This is a genomic window from Falcatimonas sp. MSJ-15 (assembly GCF_018918265.1).
Taxonomy (GTDB): Bacteria; Bacillota; Clostridia; order Lachnospirales; family Lachnospiraceae; genus Falcatimonas.
Genome location: NZ_JAHLQC010000019.1, coordinates 1 through 21,184 on the forward strand (window position 1 = coordinate 1; position 21,184 = coordinate 21,184).

17 protein-coding genes and 1 tRNA gene are annotated in these 21,184 nt (G+C 32.9%); 16 read left to right on the forward strand and 2 right to left on the reverse strand.

Features of this window, described 5'->3' with window-relative positions; genetic code table 11:
- Positions 1-224 precede the first annotated feature (224 nt).
- Positions 225-1,544 carry an aspartate kinase gene (locus KQI85_RS13400; protein ID WP_216576583.1) on the reverse strand — a complete coding sequence of 440 codons (1,320 nt, stop codon included), beginning with the start codon at positions 1,542-1,544 and terminating at the stop codon, positions 225-227.
- A gap of 343 nt (positions 1,545-1,887) precedes the next feature.
- Positions 1,888-2,829: an AEC family transporter gene (locus KQI85_RS13405; RefSeq protein WP_216576584.1), complete on the reverse strand. Its 942-nt coding sequence runs from the start codon at positions 2,827-2,829 to the stop codon at positions 1,888-1,890.
- Positions 2,830-2,919: 90 nt separating this feature from the next.
- On the opposite strand from KQI85_RS13405, the gene KQI85_RS13410 reads away from it, so the two are divergent.
- From KQI85_RS13410 to KQI85_RS13485, 16 genes are all read left to right on the forward strand, one after another.
- On the forward strand, positions 2,920-3,273 hold the full coding sequence (locus tag KQI85_RS13410) for a NusG domain II-containing protein (RefSeq protein WP_216576585.1): 354 nt from the start codon (positions 2,920-2,922) through the stop codon (positions 3,271-3,273).
- Positions 3,270-3,797, forward strand: a complete 528-nt coding sequence (locus KQI85_RS13415) for a Gx transporter family protein (protein WP_216576586.1) — start codon at positions 3,270-3,272, stop codon at positions 3,795-3,797. Before KQI85_RS13410 ends, KQI85_RS13415 begins: the two co-directional genes overlap by 4 nt.
- 57 nt (positions 3,798-3,854) lie before the next feature.
- Positions 3,855-4,472 (forward strand): Holliday junction branch migration protein RuvA, encoded by a 618-nt coding sequence (ruvA, locus tag KQI85_RS13420; RefSeq protein WP_216576587.1) that lies wholly within the window; start codon positions 3,855-3,857, stop codon positions 4,470-4,472.
- 15 nt (positions 4,473-4,487) lie between these two features.
- Positions 4,488-5,483, forward strand: coding sequence for a Holliday junction branch migration DNA helicase RuvB (ruvB, locus tag KQI85_RS13425; protein WP_216576588.1), 996 nt, complete (start codon positions 4,488-4,490; stop codon positions 5,481-5,483).
- A 92-nt stretch (positions 5,484-5,575) separates the two neighbouring features.
- Entirely contained in the window at positions 5,576-5,986 is a 411-nt protein-coding gene (gene zapA / locus KQI85_RS13430) for a cell division protein ZapA (RefSeq protein WP_371820653.1), read from the forward strand.
- Between the two features lie 334 nt (positions 5,987-6,320).
- A complete protein-coding gene (locus KQI85_RS13435) occupies positions 6,321-8,690 on the forward strand; it encodes a U32 family peptidase (RefSeq protein WP_216576589.1) in 2,370 nt (789 codons plus the stop codon).
- Positions 8,691-8,698: 8 nt separating this feature from the next.
- The gene (locus KQI85_RS13440) at positions 8,699-10,036 is read left to right on the forward strand and encodes an FtsW/RodA/SpoVE family cell cycle protein (protein ID WP_216576590.1); all 1,338 of its coding nucleotides are present in this window, start codon (positions 8,699-8,701) and stop codon (positions 10,034-10,036) included.
- The gene (locus tag KQI85_RS13445; protein WP_216576591.1) at positions 10,008-11,441 is read left to right on the forward strand and encodes a penicillin-binding protein 2; all 1,434 of its coding nucleotides are present in this window, start codon (positions 10,008-10,010) and stop codon (positions 11,439-11,441) included. The genes KQI85_RS13440 and KQI85_RS13445 overlap by 29 nt, the downstream gene beginning before the upstream one ends.
- 211 nt (positions 11,442-11,652) lie before the next feature.
- On the forward strand, positions 11,653-12,525 hold the full coding sequence (locus KQI85_RS13450; RefSeq protein WP_216576592.1) for a GGDEF domain-containing protein: 873 nt from the start codon (positions 11,653-11,655) through the stop codon (positions 12,523-12,525).
- 84 nt (positions 12,526-12,609) lie between these two features.
- A complete protein-coding gene (locus KQI85_RS13455; RefSeq protein WP_216576593.1) occupies positions 12,610-13,062 on the forward strand; it encodes an NUDIX hydrolase in 453 nt (150 codons plus the stop codon).
- A 152-nt stretch (positions 13,063-13,214) separates the two neighbouring features.
- A tRNA-Leu gene (locus KQI85_RS13460) sits at positions 13,215-13,297 on the forward strand.
- A gap of 177 nt (positions 13,298-13,474) precedes the next feature.
- Positions 13,475-13,825 (forward strand): zf-HC2 domain-containing protein, encoded by a 351-nt coding sequence (locus tag KQI85_RS13465; protein WP_216576594.1) that lies wholly within the window; start codon positions 13,475-13,477, stop codon positions 13,823-13,825.
- A 293-nt stretch (positions 13,826-14,118) separates the two neighbouring features.
- Positions 14,119-16,770 carry a DNA polymerase I gene (polA, locus tag KQI85_RS13470; protein ID WP_216576595.1) on the forward strand — a complete coding sequence of 884 codons (2,652 nt, stop codon included), beginning with the start codon at positions 14,119-14,121 and terminating at the stop codon, positions 16,768-16,770.
- A 196-nt stretch (positions 16,771-16,966) separates the two neighbouring features.
- The gene (coaE, locus tag KQI85_RS13475; RefSeq protein ID WP_216576596.1) at positions 16,967-17,554 is read left to right on the forward strand and encodes a dephospho-CoA kinase; all 588 of its coding nucleotides are present in this window, start codon (positions 16,967-16,969) and stop codon (positions 17,552-17,554) included.
- 138 nt (positions 17,555-17,692) lie between these two features.
- Complete coding sequence (locus KQI85_RS13480; RefSeq protein ID WP_216576597.1) at positions 17,693-19,462, forward strand: cell division protein FtsA; 1,770 nt, start codon at positions 17,693-17,695, stop codon at positions 19,460-19,462.
- The gene (locus KQI85_RS13485; RefSeq protein WP_216576598.1) at positions 19,462-20,988 is read left to right on the forward strand and encodes a sensor domain-containing diguanylate cyclase; all 1,527 of its coding nucleotides are present in this window, start codon (positions 19,462-19,464) and stop codon (positions 20,986-20,988) included. The genes KQI85_RS13480 and KQI85_RS13485 overlap by 1 nt, the downstream gene beginning before the upstream one ends.
- Positions 20,989-21,184 lie beyond the last annotated feature (196 nt).

Below are 21,184 nucleotides of genomic sequence, written 5' to 3' on the forward strand. Positions count from 1 at the left end.
CCGTAACTTTGAGAATTTTAGAAATAGAATTTTGCTATCAACGACTTAGTTATATTAAAGAAACCTGATGCTTATGCACCAGGTTTCCAATATGGGATTTTACCCCCGCTCTTGACAAAGAGCCATAATTGTATTGCCAAAGGCGATTTGCTCTTAGACATATCAATTAATCTATGTGCTTTTTGATAATTATAGAAACATTAGATTAAAGCTACTATACAATATTAGATCTGAACTAATACAAAGATGTCATAGATTGCTTTGATTGCAGTTTCAAAATCTTTATTACTTACACCGATAATGATATTAAGCTCACTTGAGCCCTGATCAATCATCTTAACATTAACATTTGCATGAGCAAGTGCAGAGAAGATTCTTCCGGCTGTACCTCTTGTCTGTCTCATACCACGACCAACAACAGCGATAAGAGCAAGATCAGATTCAAGCTCGATTGTATCAGGATGTGAAAGTCTGTGAATAGCTGAAAGAACCTGCTGTTCTTTACCTTCGAATTCTGGCTGATGTACGAATACAGTCATAGTATCGATTCCTGAAGGAACATGTTCAAAAGATATATCATTTTCTTCAAATGCCTGAAGAACTTTACGACCAAATCCGATTTCTGAATTCATCTTATCTTTTTCAATATTAACTGCAACAAAGCCTTTTTTACCAGCAATACCTGTAATAGTATATTTTGGCTGTTTGCATGTACTCTCAACAATCATTGTACCTGCATCATCAGGAGCATTAGTGTTACGGATATTAATTGGAATTCCTTCCTGACGAACAGGGAAGATAGCATCTTCATGAAGAACAGTAGCACCCATGTATGAAAGCTCTCTTAATTCTCTGTAAGTGATTGTTGTGATACCTTCTGGATTATTAATAATTCTAGGATCTGCGATAAGGAAACCAGATACGTCAGTCCAGTTCTCATACAGATCAGCTTTGATAGCTTTAGCTACTATAGAACCTGTTATATCAGAACCACCTCTTGAGAAAGTCTTAACTGAACCATCAGGATAAGCACCATAGAATCCAGGAATAACTGCATTCTCACATGTACTTAACTTAGCAGAGAGAACTGCGTTAGTCTTTTCTGCGTTAAAAGAACCATCTTCATCAAAAAAGATTACAGTTGCTGAATCAATGAATTCATAACCAAGATAATTAGCCATGATAATACCATTTAGATATTCACCACGACTTGCGGCATAATCTTTGCCGGCTTTTTCTTTAAATGATTTTTCGATAGTCTTAAATTCATCTTCAAGAGATAAATCAAGAGATAAACCTTTAATAATTTCATAATAACGATCTTTGATTTTTGATAACAGTTCGCTGAAGTCACGTCCACTTTCAGCAGCATTATAACACTGATATAACATATCTGTTACTTTTGTATCATTAGAAAATCTTTTACCAGGAGCAGAAGGAACGACAAAGCGTCTTGATTCATCTGCACGAATAATGTCTCCAACTTTTTTAAACTGTTCTGCGCTGGCTAATGAACTGCCACCAAATTTTACTACTTTTTTCATAAAGCCCTCCATTAAATAATACTATAATGATGTGCGTACAAAAAACATCATATTATAAAGATACACGTTTTGAAAATTTTATCAAGTACTTTTTTTGAATTTTAGCTTTATTTTGATTTAAAGTGATGATAAAATAAAATGGCTGTATTATAATATTAAAAATACTAATAAAAATCAAGTATATATACTAATATATGTTTCAAAAACTTATGAGTGTTAGTCTTGATTAATATTGTATAATGTAATGACATCATAATTTGTATTAGTTCATAATTTTATGAAAGGTATACATCCAATTGCATGCAAGCATGCATCGATGATACCTTTTGACCCTTTAATCATTTTATATAAGATTAAGCGATTTTAATACAAATATCCATAACGTAAGAGTTACAGATGATAATAAAGTTGATAATACAACAACACTTGACGAGAGAACGTCGTCATTGCCCATATTTTTTGCCATTATATAACATGTTACAGTTGTTGGTGCACCAAGCATTACAAGAATTGCAACAAGTTCCCGGTTTCTAAAACCAAGTGATACTGCAATAGGAAAATATACAAGTGGAACAATAACTAATTTTAGTAAAGTCGCAATTATCGTAGGTTTTAACTTTGCAATAGCTTTTTTGCCTTCAAAGCCTGCACCTACAACTAAAAGAGCAACAGGAGTTGCAGTATTGGCAATATAAGTTACACTTTTTAACGCAAATTCAGGTATAGGAAGACCGCTTAATGAATATATAAGACCAGCAAGTATGCCAAGAATAATAGGATTCTTTAAAACATTAACAAATGCTTTTTTTATATTACCATTACCGGTATTTTCATTTGAGCAAAAAGTAAGTATAATAACAGACAGGATGTTGAAAAAAGGCACAGCAGCAACAATCATAAGAGGTGCTAAGCCTGAATCACCATATATATTATTGACAAATGCAATGCCAAGAACAGCGGCACTGCCTCTTGCACTTGCCTGAGTGAATGCACCAACAATAGTTTTGTCTTTGATAAATATAGTTGCCAATAACCATATAATGAGAAACATACTAATTGTTGCAAGAGAACAAAAAAGCACGAATTTCAAGTCAAAACACTGCCTGATATTAGTTGTTGCAATGTCCTTAAATAAAAGAACAGGAAGTGCAACTTTGAATACATATTTGTCTGCAACAGAAGTGAATTCTTTATTAAAAATACCTGCCTGCATTAATATGTAGCCAAGTACAATAATAATGAAGACAGGTAATGTTGCATTTAAACTAAAGATAAAATTGTTCATTATAGCCTCCAAGAAATATATTACCACTTTAAAGCGGCTAAATGAAATTATAGATCAATCAAAAAATATATACAATAGGAGATATTAAAAATGCTAAGAAAAATGAAAACAGGAGATAAAATCCTTATTGTTACAGTGAGTGCTCTAGTAATAGCAGGAGCAATGGTTACAGGTTTTGTAAGAAATAATACAAAGAGTCCGGTAGTCATAGTATCAGTTGATGGTAAAGAGTATGGAAGATATAGAATTGATAAAGATACACAAGTAAGTATTGATACAGAGTATGGACATAATGTACTTGTTATTGAAGATGGTTATGCATATATAAGTGAAGCTGACTGCAAAGACAAGATATGTAAAAAACATGCGAAAGTAAATCAAAACAGAGAGCAGATAATATGTCTTCCACACAGGCTTGTTGTGGAGGTCAAATCACAGAGATGATAAAAAAGCAGAAAAGAACAGAAAAAAGTGCATATATAGTGGCGAAATATGCAGCTTTTCTCTCACTTATGCTTATAATGAGCTATATAGAAAGTCAATTTACATTTTTAATACCGATACAGGGTATAAAGCTTGGATTATGTAATATGGTGGTGCTTATTGCATTATATACTTATGGTGCTGGATTTGCACTAGTAATTAATGTAGCGAGAATATTACTTATGGGACTATTGTTTGGTGGAGTATATGGTATGATATATAGCCTGTCAGGTGGAATAGCAAGCTTTATAGTTATGTATCTATGTAAAAAGACTAATCTGTTCTCTAAGATGTGCGTAAGTATAAGTGGTGCAATTGTTCATAATATTGCACAGATAGCAGTTGCAGTTATATTACTTAAGAATACCGGGATCATACTCTATCTGCCTGTACTTATTATATCTGGAGTCCTTACAGGAAGCCTTATAGGTATTGCCGGTGCACAGTTGTGTGAGAAAATCAAGATAAAAAAGTTCTTTACTTAAAGTTATTATTATGATATGATTGCTTAGAATAAATGTTCGATAGATGGAGGAAAACTGATGATTTCATACATAAAAGGTGAGGTTACGGAGATGTTTGATGATACTATTGTAGTTGAATCGGGAAACATCGGTTATAATATAAAAGTGCCATCATCGCTTATGGCAAGAGTGATGATTGGAAGTACATATAAGATATACACATATCTTAGCGTAAGAGAAGATGCAATGAATCTGTTTGGCTTTTCATCAAGAGATGAACTTAATATCTTTAAGATGGTAATAGGTGTTAATGGAATAGGACCAAAAGCAGGACTTGCTATATTGTCTGCACTTTCAGCAGATGAATTAAGACTTGCAGTTCTTGCAGATGATAAGAAGACAATCTCAAAGTGTCCCGGAATAGGACCAAAGACAGCGTCAAAACTTATACTTGAACTTAAAGATAAGCTTAAGTTAAGTGATGTGATTGAGAATGGATTTATGTCAGATGATACTATCGAGAATGTAAGCGATAAGATTGACAGTAGTGCGAGAAATGAAGCTATAGAAGCACTTGTGGCATTAGGTTATACTAATACAGATGCACTTAAGGCTATCAGAATGGTTGAGATAACTGAAGATATGGATTCATCTGCGATACTTAAAGCTGCACTTAAAAAACTTACACTAATATAGTTGGGCGGTGATTAGTTGGATAAGAGAGTAATAACAACAGATTTGATGGATGAAGATATTAAGATTGAGAATAATCTGCGTCCACAGACACTTGATGATTATATAGGTCAGGAGAAAGCTAAGAATACACTTAGAGTATATATAGAAGCTGCAAAGAGCAGAGGCGAAGCACTTGATCATGTTCTTTTTTATGGACCACCAGGACTTGGTAAGACAACTTTATCAGGAATTATAGCTAATGAGATGGGAGTTAATCTTAAGATAACATCTGGTCCTGCAATAGAGAAACCGGGTGAGATGGCAGCTATTCTTAATAATCTTCAGGAAGGCGATCTATTATTCATTGATGAGATACATAGACTTAATAGGCAGGTTGAAGAAGTTCTATATCCTGCGATGGAAGATTATGCTATTGATATAGTTATAGGAAAAGGTGCATCAGCACGTTCCATAAGACTTGATTTACCACATTTTACTCTTGTTGGAGCAACTACAAGAGTTGGTCTTCTTACAGCACCTTTAAGAGATCGCTTTGGAGTTGTACATAGACTTGAATTCTATACAGATGAAGAACTTAAGACGATTGTCAAGAGATCTGCTTATGTACTTGGAGTTAAGATAGAAGATGAAGGAGCTATGGAGATAGCAAAAAGATCAAGAGGAACACCAAGACTTGCTAATAGACTATTAAAGAGAGTGAGAGATTTTGCAGAAGTTAAATATAATGGAATTATAACAAAAGAAGTAGCAGATTTTGCACTTGATCTTTTGGAAGTTGACAGAATGGGACTTGATAATAATGACAGGAATATAATAATGACAATTATTAACAAGTTCAGTGGAGGACCAGTAGGTCTTGATACACTTGCGGCGGCTTTATCAGAAGATTCAGGAACACTTGAAGATGTATATGAGCCTTTTCTTATAAAAAAAGGATTTATCAACAGAACACCAAGAGGAAGAGTTGCAACCGAACTTGCATATTCACATTTTGGATTAATGCAAAAATAAATATTGTAATTATTATTTTATCGTTTATAATGAATATAGTGAGAACACTAGGCAATTTTACGGAATTAATTGTGAGAGGAGTGTGGCTGCTGGTGTCATCTAAGAATTATACAGAAGTAATAATTGACGGGAAGGTAATAACACTTGGTGGTTATGAGAGCGAGGAATACTTACAGAAAGTAGCTGCATTTATTAATGGCAAGATTGCGGAACTTAAAGAAGCAGATGGATTTAAGAAACTTCCATTTGATACTCAAAGTACATTAATCGAACTTAATATTGCAGACGACTATTTTAAAGCTAAGAAGCTCGCAGATACAATGGAAAGCGATATGGAGAACAAAGATAAGGAATTATATGATATTAAGCATGAACTTATCTCTACTCAGATTAAGCTTGATGCGGCTAACCAGGAGAATAAGGAATTAACAGATGAGAAGAATGAACTGTTAAAGAAGATAGTAAAGTTAGAGACAGAGATTGACGACCTTCTTGCTAAGTAATAACCACTGTCCATGGATATGCAACACATTCCAGGGGCAGTTTTTCTTTGTGCAGACTATTATAATATGATGTTGGGGTCAAAAAAACCAACTTTGATGCCTACGAATTGCTCCGTGCTACGCACTCCCACAATTCTACCCGATATTCGCATATCGTGGGATTGTCATCCCACTTTTATGCGAATATCGGGGCGGGTCCCAAGGTCTTTCACCCACCTATGAGCAAGCTCACGTGGGTTTAGACCTTGGGACCCTGGCATCACAATATTATAATAAGTATGATGTATATAGATGAATCATATAGAATGATAGAAAATAAAGAGGTATTGTTAATATGAAAAACAGAGATATTCGTGCAGAGATACTTGCTCCTGCAGGCTCATACGAAAGTTTTGAAGCTGCTATTAATGCGGGTGCAGATGCAATTTATCTTGGAGGTAATATGTTTGGTGCCAGAGCATATGCTAATAATTTTAATGAAGAAGAAGTTATAAGGGCACTTGATTATGCACATGTGCATGATAGAAAAGTATATATGACAGTTAATACATTGTTTAAGAATAGTGAGATATATGATAGTCTTTATGATTATCTGCGTCCTTACTATGAAGAAGGACTTGATGCAGTTATTGTGCAAGATGTAGGTGCATTTGAATTTATAAGAAATACATTTCCAAACCTCCATATTCATGCGAGCACACAGATGACAGTATCAGGTGTTAACAGTGCAAAGCTGCTTAAAGAAGCCGGAGCTACAAGAGTAGTAACAGCAAGAGAGTTATCATTGCAAGAGATAAGAGATATATATGATAATGTTGATATAGAGATAGAGAGCTTTGTACATGGTGCATTATGTTATTGTTACTCCGGACAGTGTCTTATGAGTAGTTTCATAGGTGGAAGAAGTGGTAATAGAGGAAGATGTGCACAGCCATGCAGACTTCCATATACTTATAATGGTGATAAGAAGTATTATCTAAGTCCAAAAGACCTTAATGCATTAATGATACTTCCAGATGTTATAGAAGCAGGTGTCTATTCGCTTAAGATAGAAGGGCGAATGAAGAAACCATGGTATACAGCAGGTGTTGTATCAGCATATAGAAAATATCTTGATTATTATTATGAGCATGGTAAGGCTAGTTATAAAGTATCTGATGCAGATATGAATATGCTTTCTGATCTATATAACAGAGGTGGATTTACAAGTGGATATTATGTGGCACATAATGGAAAAAAGATGATGTCAATAGACAGACCTAATCATCAGGGCGTCAAAGTAGCTGATATAATATCATCTGATGAGAAGAATATCAAATTCAGATTAAGAGAGAACATAAACGAAGGAGACGTACTTGAGATAAGTGAGACACCTGATGACAAGATAGAGTGGACTGAGAAGAATCCGGCAAAGCGAGGAACAACACTTACAGTAAAAAACACTCTTAAGCGCCGGATAAAATCAGATAAGGTATTAAGAACAAGAAATAATGTGTTAATATCATCAATAGAAGATAATATTAGAAATGCTGTTCTAAAAGAAAAGATTAATGCAAGCCTGTCACTTTGCAAGGATAGACCGGCATATCTATGTATATGGTACAGAGATATATGTATAGAAAAATATGGTCAGAATGTTGAGTGTGCAGTAAAACGTCCTATGGATAAAGAACAGATATTAAAGCAGATGAATAAGATGGGAAATACACCATTTGAATTCGAGAGCATTAATATAGATATGGAAGATGATATATTTATTCCTGTCAGTGCATTAAATGAACTTAGGCGAGAAGCAGTAGATGAATTATATGCGATGATTAAGGCGAAGCATAAGAGGGAACATAAAAAGGAGATATATTCGTATGTGCAGAATAGTAATAATGGATATATACCTGATTCATATAAAATAAGTGTATATCTTGAGAATAGCAGATATCTTGATATGGTTACCACAAAGCCGGAAGTAGATAGAATAATTATTGATATTGGTATGTTTGATAGTGATACAGATGAGATTATACGGTTGTTACAATCTGTTAAAAATGCAGGAAAAGAAGCTTATATAATGCTTCCGCATATATTTAGAAAAAATTGTGAAGATGATGTAAAAGCTATTTTTGATTATGCAGATGGAGTGATAATTAAGAATATTGATGAACTTGCATATGTTCATTATTTGAGATATGCAGGAAGAATAATCGGAGATTATTCACTATATGCATACAATAATATAGCATATGATTACTATAAAAAATATGGTGTGAGTGAATATACTCTGCCAGTTGAACTTAATTATGGCGAACTTAAGAAACTGTCATCAGAAGTTGAAAAAGAGATTATATGTTATGGATATCAGATAACAATGGTATCTGCACAATGTATAACGGCTACGACATCAGGATGCAGCAAAGTTCCTGAAGTTAAGTGGTTAAAAGACAGAATGAATAATAGCTTTGCAGTGAAGAATAATTGCAAATACTGTTACAATACAATATATAATACACTTCCAACGAGTCTTATAAGTAATATAGATGATATAGACAAACTTGGTGTCAGTCGTGTCAGAGTTAATATTACAATTGAAGATGAAAAGACAGCATCTAAGATTATAGACAGTGTAATTAATACATTTTACTACAGAAGAAGCAAAGCGGATGTTTTGAATGAATTTACAAGAGGACATTTTAAAAGAGGCGTAGAGTAGGTGAAGATATGGTAAATATATTAGTAAAACTTTCAAAATATGTAATAACATTATTAATGGCATTTTATACATTTAAGTGTTTTAGTGTATTTAGACATAATAGTGACAAAGCAAAGAATAGGATATATAAAGAGCAGAATGCAATTATGTATATAATACATTTTATAGCTTATCTGATAATATTTATAAAATCAGAGAATATTAATGTAATACTTTTATATGGTGCAGAACTTGCATTTTTTATAATGATAATAGCATTATATCAGGGCCTTTATCCAAAGTGCTCACGATTGCTAGTTAATAATATGTGTATGCTGATTGCATCAGGAATGATTATTATAACGAGAATATCTTTTGATAAAGCGATAAAGCAGTTTATCATAGTAGCAGTTTCGTCAGCACTCACAATAGCAATTCCAATACTTATGAAAAAAGTCAGAAGTCTTCGTAATATATATTGGTTTTATGGTGTTATTGGTATAATACTTCTAGGTGTTGTGGCAGCTTTTGGCGCATCAACGTATGGTGCTAATCTGTCTATTGATCTTGGCTTTATATCAATACAGCCATCTGAATTTGTTAAATTGCTATTTGTATTTTTTGTCGCATCGATGTTTAATAAGAGCACTTCTTTTAAACAGATTGTAATTACTACAATATTTGCTGCATTGCATGTTCTTATACTTGTTTTAAGCACAGATCTTGGTGGTGCACTTATATTCTTTGTTACATATCTTATGATGTTATATATAGCATCAGGAAAAGCATATTATATATTTGCCGGATTTTTGGCCGGGAGTGGAGCAGCAGTGGTAGCATATAATCTATTTTCACATGTTAAGAAAAGAGTGGTAGCTTTTCTCGATCCATTTAAAGTTATAAATACATCAGGATGGCAGATATGTCAGTCACTTTTTGCTATTGGAACCGGTGGATGGTTTGGAATGGGATTATATAATGGTATACCGGGAACTATTCCGGTTGGAGATAAAGATCTTGTATTCTCCGCAATATCGGAAGAGCTTGGAGTACTTTTCTCGATATGTATTATACTTGTATGTTTAAGCTGCTTTATAATGATGATGAATATTGCGACAATGTGTAATGCACTTTTTTACAGACTTATTGGAGTTGGACTTGGAACTATGTATATCTTTCAGGTATTTATGACAATTGGTGGTGGAGTGAAATTTATACCACTTACAGGTGTAACTTTACCACTTGTAAGTTATGGTGGAAGTTCAATGTTAAGTACACTTATACAATTTGCAATTGTTCAGGGACTATATATATTAAGAAATGATGAGGTGACATATTATGAACAGGAAGCAGAAGCCGAAGACTAAGAAGAGTATTGAAGAAAAAGGAATTGTAAGAGTAACATATATATTTCTTGGACTGTTTGTATGCCTTATAGGTTATATAGTGTATTTTATGGTATGCAAAAGTGAAGATACAATTAATAATTCATATAACAAGCGACTTGACAGTTTTGCCGATTATGTTGTAAGAGGTGATATAAAGACATCAGATGGTAAGGTGCTTGCTCATACTGAAGTTGATAATAGTGGTAATGAGACAAGAGTATATCCTTATGATAATGTGTATGCCCATGTTGTGGGATATGCGTCAAAAGGTAAGACAGGACTTGAACTTCAGGGCAATTTTTATATGTTGAATTCTAACGACAATATATTTGTACAGACATATAATGATATTACAGGACAAAAGAGTCAGGGAGACAATGTTGTTACAACACTTGATTCTACCTTACAGCAAGTAGCATATGATGCACTTGGAAGCAACAATGGTGCGGTTGTAGTTATGGAGCCTGATACAGGTAAGATTCTTGCAATGGTATCAAAGCCTGATTATAACCCTAATACTTTAGCTTCGGACTGGGATGCTATTATATCAGATACGACTAATAGCTGTCTTGTAAACCGTGCGACTCAGGGGCTGTATCCACCAGGTTCAACATTTAAGATACTTACAGCACTTGAATATATGAGAGAACATCCCGATTATGCTAATTTTACTTATGATTGTGATGGAACACTTTTTATAGATGAATATAAGATAGACTGTTATAATGGTAATGCACATGGAAGTGTTGATTTTGCAACAGCATTTGCGAAATCATGTAATGGAGCATTTGCAACAATGGGAACAATGCTTAATGCAGGAAGTTTTAATAAATTATGTTCAGATATGTTATTTAATGTAGATCTGCCTGTAAGTTTTGAACATAATAAGAGTAGTTTCTCATTCAATAACGGAGCAGGAACATTTGAGACAATGCAGACTGCAATTGGACAAGGTAAGACACAGATTACACCACTTCATAATGCTATAATAGCATCTATTATAGCTAATGACGGAGTTCTTATGAAACCATATCTTATAGATCATATTGAGAATTGCAATGGTGTTAATGTTAAGACATTTAAGCAGAGTGAGTATGGCAAGATTATCTCAGAGAATGAAGCTAATGAACTAACCACACTTATGCGTGGAGTTGTTACTGAAGGTACCGGTCAGATTCTGTCCTATGGAGATTATGAAGCAGCAGGTAAGACAGGAACAGCTCAATATGACAGCAGTGAGAATGATCATTCACTTTTTACAGGCTTTGCACCGGCATCCGATCCTAAGATTGTAGTAAGTGTAGTTGTAGAAGGAGAAGGATCAGACGGAACTAAAGGTGTTGCAGTTGCGAAAGCTATATTTGACGCATATTTTTCACGTTAAAACTTAAATATGTCGATTATATAAGACGTGTATATTATAAAGTGAAATACATTTAAAAATCTTCGAAAGTGTATATTAGTTATGCATAAATTGATAGATATCAATAGAAAACAATGTGGTAATCACTGTAAGATTTTAATTGCTTACATTATAAACGAAATAATGACTGACGATAATGAAAACAGAAGTATAATATTGTGAGGTGTGATTATTGAAAACAGAATTTACTATGGAAGAAATGGAACTTGAGATAGAAGTATTAAGTCATACATTTGATGTTGTAAGACTTGTTGATCCGATAGCTAATCTTGAACATAAGATAATAGATCATAGATTCGAATGTAATAATTATGTATGTTATGATGTCTGGGGAAGAGGACATAAATGTGATTATTGTGTATCAGCGAGATGCAAACATGATGGAGGAAGACATACGAAATTTGAATTTGTCGGAGATGATGTATATACAGTAGTTGCAAAGCCGGTTATCGTTGAAGGCAGAGAACTTATAATGGAGATAGTAAGTAATGTTGGTGATAAATTAATGATGGAGGCTCTTGGTGAGAATGGATTCATTGATAAGATAACAGCATATAACGATACAGTATATAGAGATGTATTAACCGGTTGCTATAACAGACGATATCTCGATGAACAGTTATTTGTATTATGCAGCAGATATAAAGTAAAATCGTTAACAGTAGTTATGGTGGATCTTGATGATTTTAAATATGTAAATGATACATTTGGACATAATACAGGAGATAAGGCACTTATAGGTATGGTAAAAAAACTTCTAAAAGTATGTGAAGAGAATGATGCTGATTTTGTAGCACGTTACGGTGGCGATGAATTTGTTATGGTACTGACAGATAAGACATATAGCAAGATAGAAGAGATACTTTCACAGATCGATACAACATTGAAAATTGATGATGCTGATTATATATGTTCATTTAGCATGGGGGTTGCATATTCAGATAATAATATTAATGTTGCAGAAGATATGTTAGCGTTAGCGGATAAAAACCTTTATATGGTAAAAAATAATGGAAAAGGTCATTATCGTATAGAGAAGACATAACCAAAATAATGTTGCATATAACACTTAAAAGGTATATACTTTAATTAGATTTTTATAACACACCATAGAGCAGGGGGTATTGCAATGATAGAGGCTACTAGCTGTGGTGGTGTGGTGATATTTAGAGGTAAAATTCTTGTATTATATAAGAATTTTAAAAACAGATATGAAGGATGGGTTTTACCAAAGGGAACGGTAGAACCAGGCGAAGAATACAGTGAGACAGCACTTAGAGAAGTTAAAGAAGAAACAGGTGTTACAGCAACAATTGTTAAGTATATTGGTAAAAGCACATATACATTCAGTACTCCTGAGGATATAGTATCTAAGAGTGTACACTGGTATCTGATGATGGCAGACAGCTATTATAGTAAGCCACAGAGAGAAGAATATTTTATTGATTCAGGCTATTATAAGTATTATGAAGCATATCATCTGTTAAAATTCTCTAACGAGAAACAGATGCTTGAAAAAGCATATAATGAATATCTTGAACTAAGAAGAAATAATCTCTGGGGTAGCAGGAAATATTTCTAATTATTATCCACCACAGGTCCTGGAAACAGGACCTTTTTTGCATATATTCCATAATATCCTGGCTATGTGTGTTTTGCAATTAATTGTGATAAAAACTAAAAAAAATATTGATTTTATTAAAAATATATGTTAGGATATATCTTGTGTTAAATGCGGATGTGGCGGAATGGCAGACGCAGCAGACTCAAAATCTGCCGGGGGTGACTTCGTGAGGGTTCGAGTCCCTCTATCCGCATTACAAAGGATATTCTTGCGAGAATATCCTTTTTTTATGCAAATAATGATAGGCATGACAGATATAGACATAACAGATAAAGATAACGTACATAATGAAGTACTTTATGTGATATGAATATTGGTTTGCCTTGATTAGCGATTAATTAAAATATATATATGATGAATGGCGGTGAAGATGTTGAAATGTAATGAAGTACAGAAGTATATAAAACCTTATGTAGAAGGTAATACTGATATATTTGAGACAATTGAACTAATTGAACATATTGAAAAATGTGAAGACTGCTATGAGGAATTAGAGATATATTATATTTTGATAAATGGACTTAAGAAGATTGATAACGATGAAGATGGAGCGTTTAATATAAAAAAAGAACTTAATGACAGAATTAAGAACTCAAAGAAAAAAATCAGATTATATAAGTCATTTAGAGAATATTCAAGGTTGATACATTCACTTGCAAACATAAGTATGATTGCATTGATAGCATACGTAGTAGTACGTTATATTATAAGAATGTTGTAATATAAGAAGGCTATCTTATAGGAATGTTGTAATATAAGAAAGCTATTTTATAAGAATGTTATAATATGAGAATGTTGTAATATAAGAAGGCTATTTTATAGAAATGTTACAATATGAAAATATTAATACTTGATAATTGTAAATGATTATAAAATAATGTTTTGATAAAAAATAATGTATATAGTATATCCAAAAACAGAATGAAAGTATAGAAAAGCTGTATGATTGGATGCTTACAAATACAAATATTGTAATTATTAAGGATGATAATAAAGAGAAAGTGAGAAGAAAAAATGAGTGAAAAATTATTACTTATAGATGGACATAGTATATTAAACAGGGCATTTTACGGAGTACCACCACTTAACAATGCTGCAGGTATTCCAACTAATGCAATATATGGCTTCTTGAATATTATGTTCAAGATAATTGATGAAGAAAAACCGGATTATATTACAGTAGCTTTTGATCTTAAAGAACCTACTTTCAGACATAAGATGTATGCTGAATATAAAGGTACAAGAAAACCTATGCCGGAAGAATTGCATAAGCAGGTTCCTCTTATTAAAGAGACTCTTAAAGCAATGGGAATAAAGACTGTTGAGCTTGCAGGTTATGAAGCAGATGATCTATTAGGAACACTTGCTGGTCTTGGTGAGAAAAAAGGATTAGATGTATCAGTACTTTCAGGAGATCGAGATCTGCTTCAGTTAGCTACTAAAAAAGTTAAGATAAGAATTCCTAAGACAAAAAAAGGTCAGACAGAGATAGAGGATTATTATGAAGATGATGTTGTAAAGACGTATGGTGTAACACCAGTGGAATTCATAGATCTTAAAGCATTAATGGGCGATACAGCTGATAATATTCCAGGCGTGCCAGGGGTTGGCGAGAAGACAGCGACTGCAATAATTACAGAATATAAGAATATAGAGAATGCGTATGCTAATGTAGAGAATATTAAGCCTGCAAGAGCTAAGAATTCACTTTCTGAGCATTATGATATGGCTGTTTTAAGTAAAAAACTTGCAACAATCAATGTGGAAGCACCAATTGAATATAATTTTGAAGAAGCAAAAACTAGTAATTTTTATACGCCTGAAGCTTATGAACTTTTCAAGAAATATGAGTTTAAGTCAATGCTCTTAAGATTCGACAGTGAGACAGTAGCGGATGCTAATGATGAAGTTGAGTATAGAGAGATTACTGAATTTGCAGAGATTAATAATTTTTTTGATAATATTATAGATAATAAGATGAGTGTAGCACTTGAACTTACAGGCGATACACATATTAGAGGAATATCAGTTACAACTGAGAATGAGACAGCATATATTGAAGAATGTGGATTTTTTACAAGCTCAATGTTAGAAGAAAAAGTATATGCTGTTGTAAAAAATTGTAAAGAGATATATTTTTCGGGACTAAAAGAACAGTTACATCTTCTTGATAATACCTATGAATTAGAAAGCAAAAAAGAATTATATGATACAGAGATTGGAAGTTATATACTTAATCCTAACAGAGATTCTTATGAATATGATTCATTATATAGTGAATATAATCCTAAGAGAGGTATAAGCTCAAGAACAGATATTCTCGCAAAGATGACACCACAGGCTGCTTATGAAAAAGATCACAATGCATTTGTTAAATATGTAACAACTAAGACATATGCTATATTCACATATGCGGCAAAGATTAATGAACAGATAAAAGCAGATGATATGTGGAAACTGTATACTGATATAGAGATGCCGCTTGTGTATGTTCTTTATGAGATGCAAAAGAATGGAATTCGTGTTAATAAAGAAGAATTAAAGGAATATGGAGATAAATTACAAGTTAGAATAGAAGAACTTGAACAGTCAATTCATAGACTTGCAGATGATGATTTTAATATCAATTCACCTAAGCAGCTTGGCGAAGTTTTATTTGTGAAGATGGGGCTTCCTAATGGTAAGAAGACTAAAACAGGATATTCAACATCAGCAGATGTTCTTGAAAAGATTAAGAATGAACATGAGATAGTACCTCAGATACTTGAATATAGACAGCTTGTAAAATTAAAATCAACTTATGCAGATGGTCTTGAGAATTATATCTGTGATGATGGAAGAATACATGGCAAGTTTAATCAGACAATAACAGCAACCGGAAGAATCAGCAGCACAGATCCTAATCTTCAGAATATTCCGATTAGAATGGAACTTGGACGTGAGATAAGAAAAGTATTCGTTCCGGAAGAAGGATACAGATTCATAGATGCAGATTATTCACAGATTGAACTTAGAGTGCTTGCACATATGTCAGATGACAGACATCTTATTGAAGCATATAATAGCGATGAAGATATTCATAAGATTACAGCATCACAAGTATTTAAAGTGCCACTTGACGAAGTTACACCACGACTTAGAAGTAATGCAAAGGCAGTTAATTTTGGTATTGTATATGGAATAAGCTCGTTTGGACTTAGTGAAGATCTGAGTATATCAAAGAAAGAGGCTGCAGAATATATAAAATCATATTTTGAAAATTATGGAAGAGTAAAAGAGTTCATGGATGAAACTGTAGAACATGCAAAAGAAAATGGATATGTAGTTACTCTGTTTAATAGAAGACGTCCGGTTCCGGAACTAAAGTCAGGTAATTTTATGACAAGAGAGTTTGGTAAGAGAATAGCAATGAATTCACCAATTCAGGGAACAGCGGCTGATATAATCAAGATTGCTATGATTAATGTATATAAGAGACTAAAGAGAGAAAAATTAAAGTCAAGACTTCTATTACAGATTCATGATGAGCTTCTGATAGAAGCTTTAGATAATGAGATTGTAAGAGTAAAACAGATAATGGAAGAAGAGATGGTAAATGCAGTGAAGCTTAAAGTTGCATTACAGATAGATATGCACGAAGGAAATAGCTGGTTTGATGCCAAATAGAGATATTATAAAGAGATATTATAAAGAGCATAGCCTGGTTTGATGCAAAATAGAAATATCATAAAGAGATATTATAAAGAGCATAGCCTGGCTTGATGCAAAATAGAAATATCATAAAGAAATATCATAAAGAGCATAGCCTGGCTTGATATAAAATGATATGCGAGAATAACATGATAATACAGGAAGTGTAGAGATGAAGACTATAGGAATAACAGGTGGAATAGGCTGTGGCAAGTCAGCTATACTTGCCATGATAGAGAATAATTATAATGCCAGAATTGTTGAAGCTGACAGAGTAGGCCATGAAGTTATGGAAAAAGGTGGAGAAGCATATAATAAGATTGTTGACTATTTTACAGAAGATATTCTTGATACAGATAGGAATATTGACCGCAAAAAATTAGCTTCAATCGTATTCAATAATAAAGAAAAGCTTGAAAAACTTAATTCTTTTGTTCATCCGGCAGTCAAACATGAGATTATAAGAAGAAAAGAACAGGCACAGAAAGATAATATAGATTTTTTTATTATAGAAGCAGCATTGCTTATAGAAGCGGGATATCGTGATATATGTGATAAGTTTATATATATATATGCTAATGAGAATGTAAGAAGAGAGAGACTTAGACAATCACGAGGTATGACAGATGAGAAGATTAATGAAGTTATGAAAAATCAGCTTTCTGAAGATGTCTTTACTAAAATGTGTGACTATAAAGTTGATAACAGTGGCAAAATGGAAGAAACTTTCGAAAAATTGAAGAAAATACTAGTACTTTAGTCCTAAATGTGATATTCTGATTATAATATTGCTAATAAGTAATTGCAGGCTTGTAATTCAGCATAGAACAATGTTCTCTGACTATAATTACAGCTTTGCAATTACATAAATAGTGTTTAATATTGGGGGGATTATTGTATGGACGAGAATAAAAACAATTATGTATTTGGACTTGATATAGGAACCAGGAGTCTTGTAGGAACGGTAGGTTACCTTACAGATAAGACTTTTAATGTAATTGCGATGGCTGTCAAAGAGCATGAGACAAGAGCTATGCTTGATGGTCAGATACATGATATTGAGACTGTTGGTAATAGCATAAGAAGTCTCAAAGAAGAGTTGGAGAAAAAAGCAGGAATAGAACTTACAGATGTATGTATAGCAGCAGCAGGACGTGTACTTAGAACTGTTACAGTACATGTCGAATCATCACTTCAAAGAGAAGCAAGAGTATCAGGAGAAGATGTATATACTCTTGATATGCTTGCAGTTGAAAAAGCACATAATATGGTTAATTCATCTAAGACAAGAGAGCATTTTTTCTGTGTCGGATATTCACCTGTTAAGTATTATCTTGATGATAATGAACTTATTAATATCACAGAGCATAAAGGAAAAAAAATGGGTGTTGATATGTTAGCAACATTTTTACCAGAGGATGTTGTTGATGGATTATATTCTGCAGTTGAAATAGCAGGTCTTAAGGTTCTTAATCTTACACTCGAGCCAATAGCAGCGATTAATGTTGCGATACCTGAGAATTTTAGAATGCTCAATATAGCAATGGTTGATGTGGGAGCAGGAACATCAGATATATCAATTACAAGAGATGGAAGCATAGTAGCTTATGGAATGATACCACAGGCTGGTGATGAACTTACAGAGATAATATCAAAAGAGTATCTTGTTGATTTTGCAACCGCAGACAGAATTAAGATTGAAGCATCAAAAAAGAAAGTAATCCAATTTAAAGATATAATGGGAATAAAACAAAAGGTTACAAAAGCAGATATAGAGAAGCTGACAGAACCGATAGTCAAAAAAATAACAAAAGAGATCGCTGACAAGATAATTGAACTTAATGGCGGAAATAGTGTGAGTGCAGTATTTGTTGTCGGCGGCGGTGGAAGAATACATGGATTTACAGATTCTCTTGCAGAATATCTATCAATTAGTAAAGAGAGAGTTGCTGTAAGAGGTGAAGAAGTACTTCATGATGTGAGATTCAGAGATGATATTACGATAACTAAAGACTCACTTATTGTGACACCGATTGGAATTTGTATCAGTTATTATCTGCAGACAAATAATTTTATCTTTGTTAACTTTAATGGAAAGAGAATCAAGATGTACAATAATAACAGGCTGAATGTAGTAAGCGTTGCACTTATGGCAGGTTTCCCTAATAGTTCACTTTTTCCAAAGAGAGGAAAAGAACTTGTATATTATGTAGATGGTCAAAAGAGAATGCTTCGTGGAGAGATAGGCGATTCGTGTATAATTACACTTAATGGAAAGCCGGCTGATATTAATTCGGAAGTATCTGCTAATGACAAGATTGTAATAAAAGAATCAACAAGTGGCAAAGATGCGGAACTTACACTTGCAAAACTTCCTGAGATAAAAGGAACAATTAATATAATTATTAATGGAAAGGAAGTTCCATGTCCGAAACTTGTGGCTGTTAATGGCGAATTGAAGTCTGAATATTATAGTATACAGAATAATGATAAGATAGAATTCTTAAAATCATATTCGTTAAAACAGCTTATAGAGTATGCAGATTTAAATCCAAAGATGAACACAGTAAGGGTTAATAATGAAGAAGCTAGCGAATATACAACTGTTTATGAGAACTTTACAGTTACTTATGAAAGTATGACAGAAGAGAATGGTGATGAATATTAATGACAGAAAGATTAGAATTGCAGAAAAAACTCACACAGACACATAAATATTTTTTATTTATATATACAATATACATGTTCTGCGGTGTATACATTTTTAATACTATAAAGCATAATGTAATCTATGTTGCATTGCCTTTTATACTATTAATTATAGTAGATATTCAGCTTGCCAAAAAAAGATATTATGATAATTTTTTTATTCCGGCAGCGATAAGAACAGTAGAATTCCTATTGTCATTAATGCTTCTATATTCTGGAAGAATGAATTTTTTTCAGATTGCCTTTTATATATCAATCTATCTGATAACAACGATAGAATTCTGTGCGATATTTGAATTAAAATCAATGATAAAGAGAATAATTACGGTTGCTATATGTGTTGCTCCGACTATTATTGCAGTGGCTATTGCATATAGAGATGGACAGGTAAAGCCAAGAAGACAGTTAGATATAGCATTTCTTGTTGTTATGTTTGCTATGTTCATATATCATATATCAAAAGTCGTAATTGATCTGATTGAAAGTCATAATAAAGAACTTAACAATCTTAATCTTCAAGTGCGAATAAGTCGGAAGATAGGCAATGCGATAGATATTAATGAACTTATGGATCTATATACAGATAGTATTGTCAGTGAATTTGATATAGATTATTGTACGATGATATTAAGAGACAAGAATATTGATATTGCCAAAAAATATGAGACAAGAAGAAAAATAGGCAATGAATTTGCATTATGGATTTATCATTCTTTTGAAGATGGAAGCTTTGAAAGAAAATTTAGAAACAATGAGACAACCTATATTGAACATCGGATTGATGAGTTAGGATTCTTCTATACAGCAAGAGAATATGTATCATCAGTTATGGTTCAGAAGATAACAGATCAGGGAGTTATTATAGGATATATTGTCATGGCATCTAAGAAAGAGAATGCATTCAAAGACAGCATATATATACTTGAAGCACTTAAGGAGATAATAAATACAGCAATGAAGAATGCCAGACTTTTTTATAAGATAGCAGATGTGTCTAATAAAGATGAATTGTCAGGATTATATAATAGGAGATATCTGCAAAAATATCTTGAAAAAGAAATAGATCGTGCGAAAAGTGAAAATAGAGAGTTGTTTGTAATATTATATGATATTGATAATTTTAAGAAGATTAATGATACATATGGACATTCAACAGGTGATAAAGTAATATGCAGGTGTTCAGAGATAGGAAGCAATGCAGCAAGGAGCAGAGGTGGAATATGTGCGAGATATGGAGGCGAAGAATTCGTAATAATCTTGTCAGGACTTGATAAAAGTGATGTGATAAATTGCATACGACAGATGCATAATGAGATAAAAGAGACAAGTGTTACGATATCTGAAGCCGATATCAAATTTGATGTAAGCATAGGAATTGCTGAATTTTCAGAAAAATCGAAGAATAGTGAAGAACTTATTAAAATAGCAGATGAAGCAATGTATATGGCAAAACAGGGTGGAAAAGGCAAAATAGAAGTTGTATAAAATGATGCTATAAATATAGTACGATATATATTGAATGATGAAATGCGGTCTGCTAATCACAAGTGATAAGAATACATAATAAATAGTAATAAAAATGAAGGTTGTATCACATTCTTAAATATGCTATAATGCTTTTTAGTTTAGTAAAGCGGATAAATGATAACATTAGTATATCGCACTATCAAATAAATGTAAT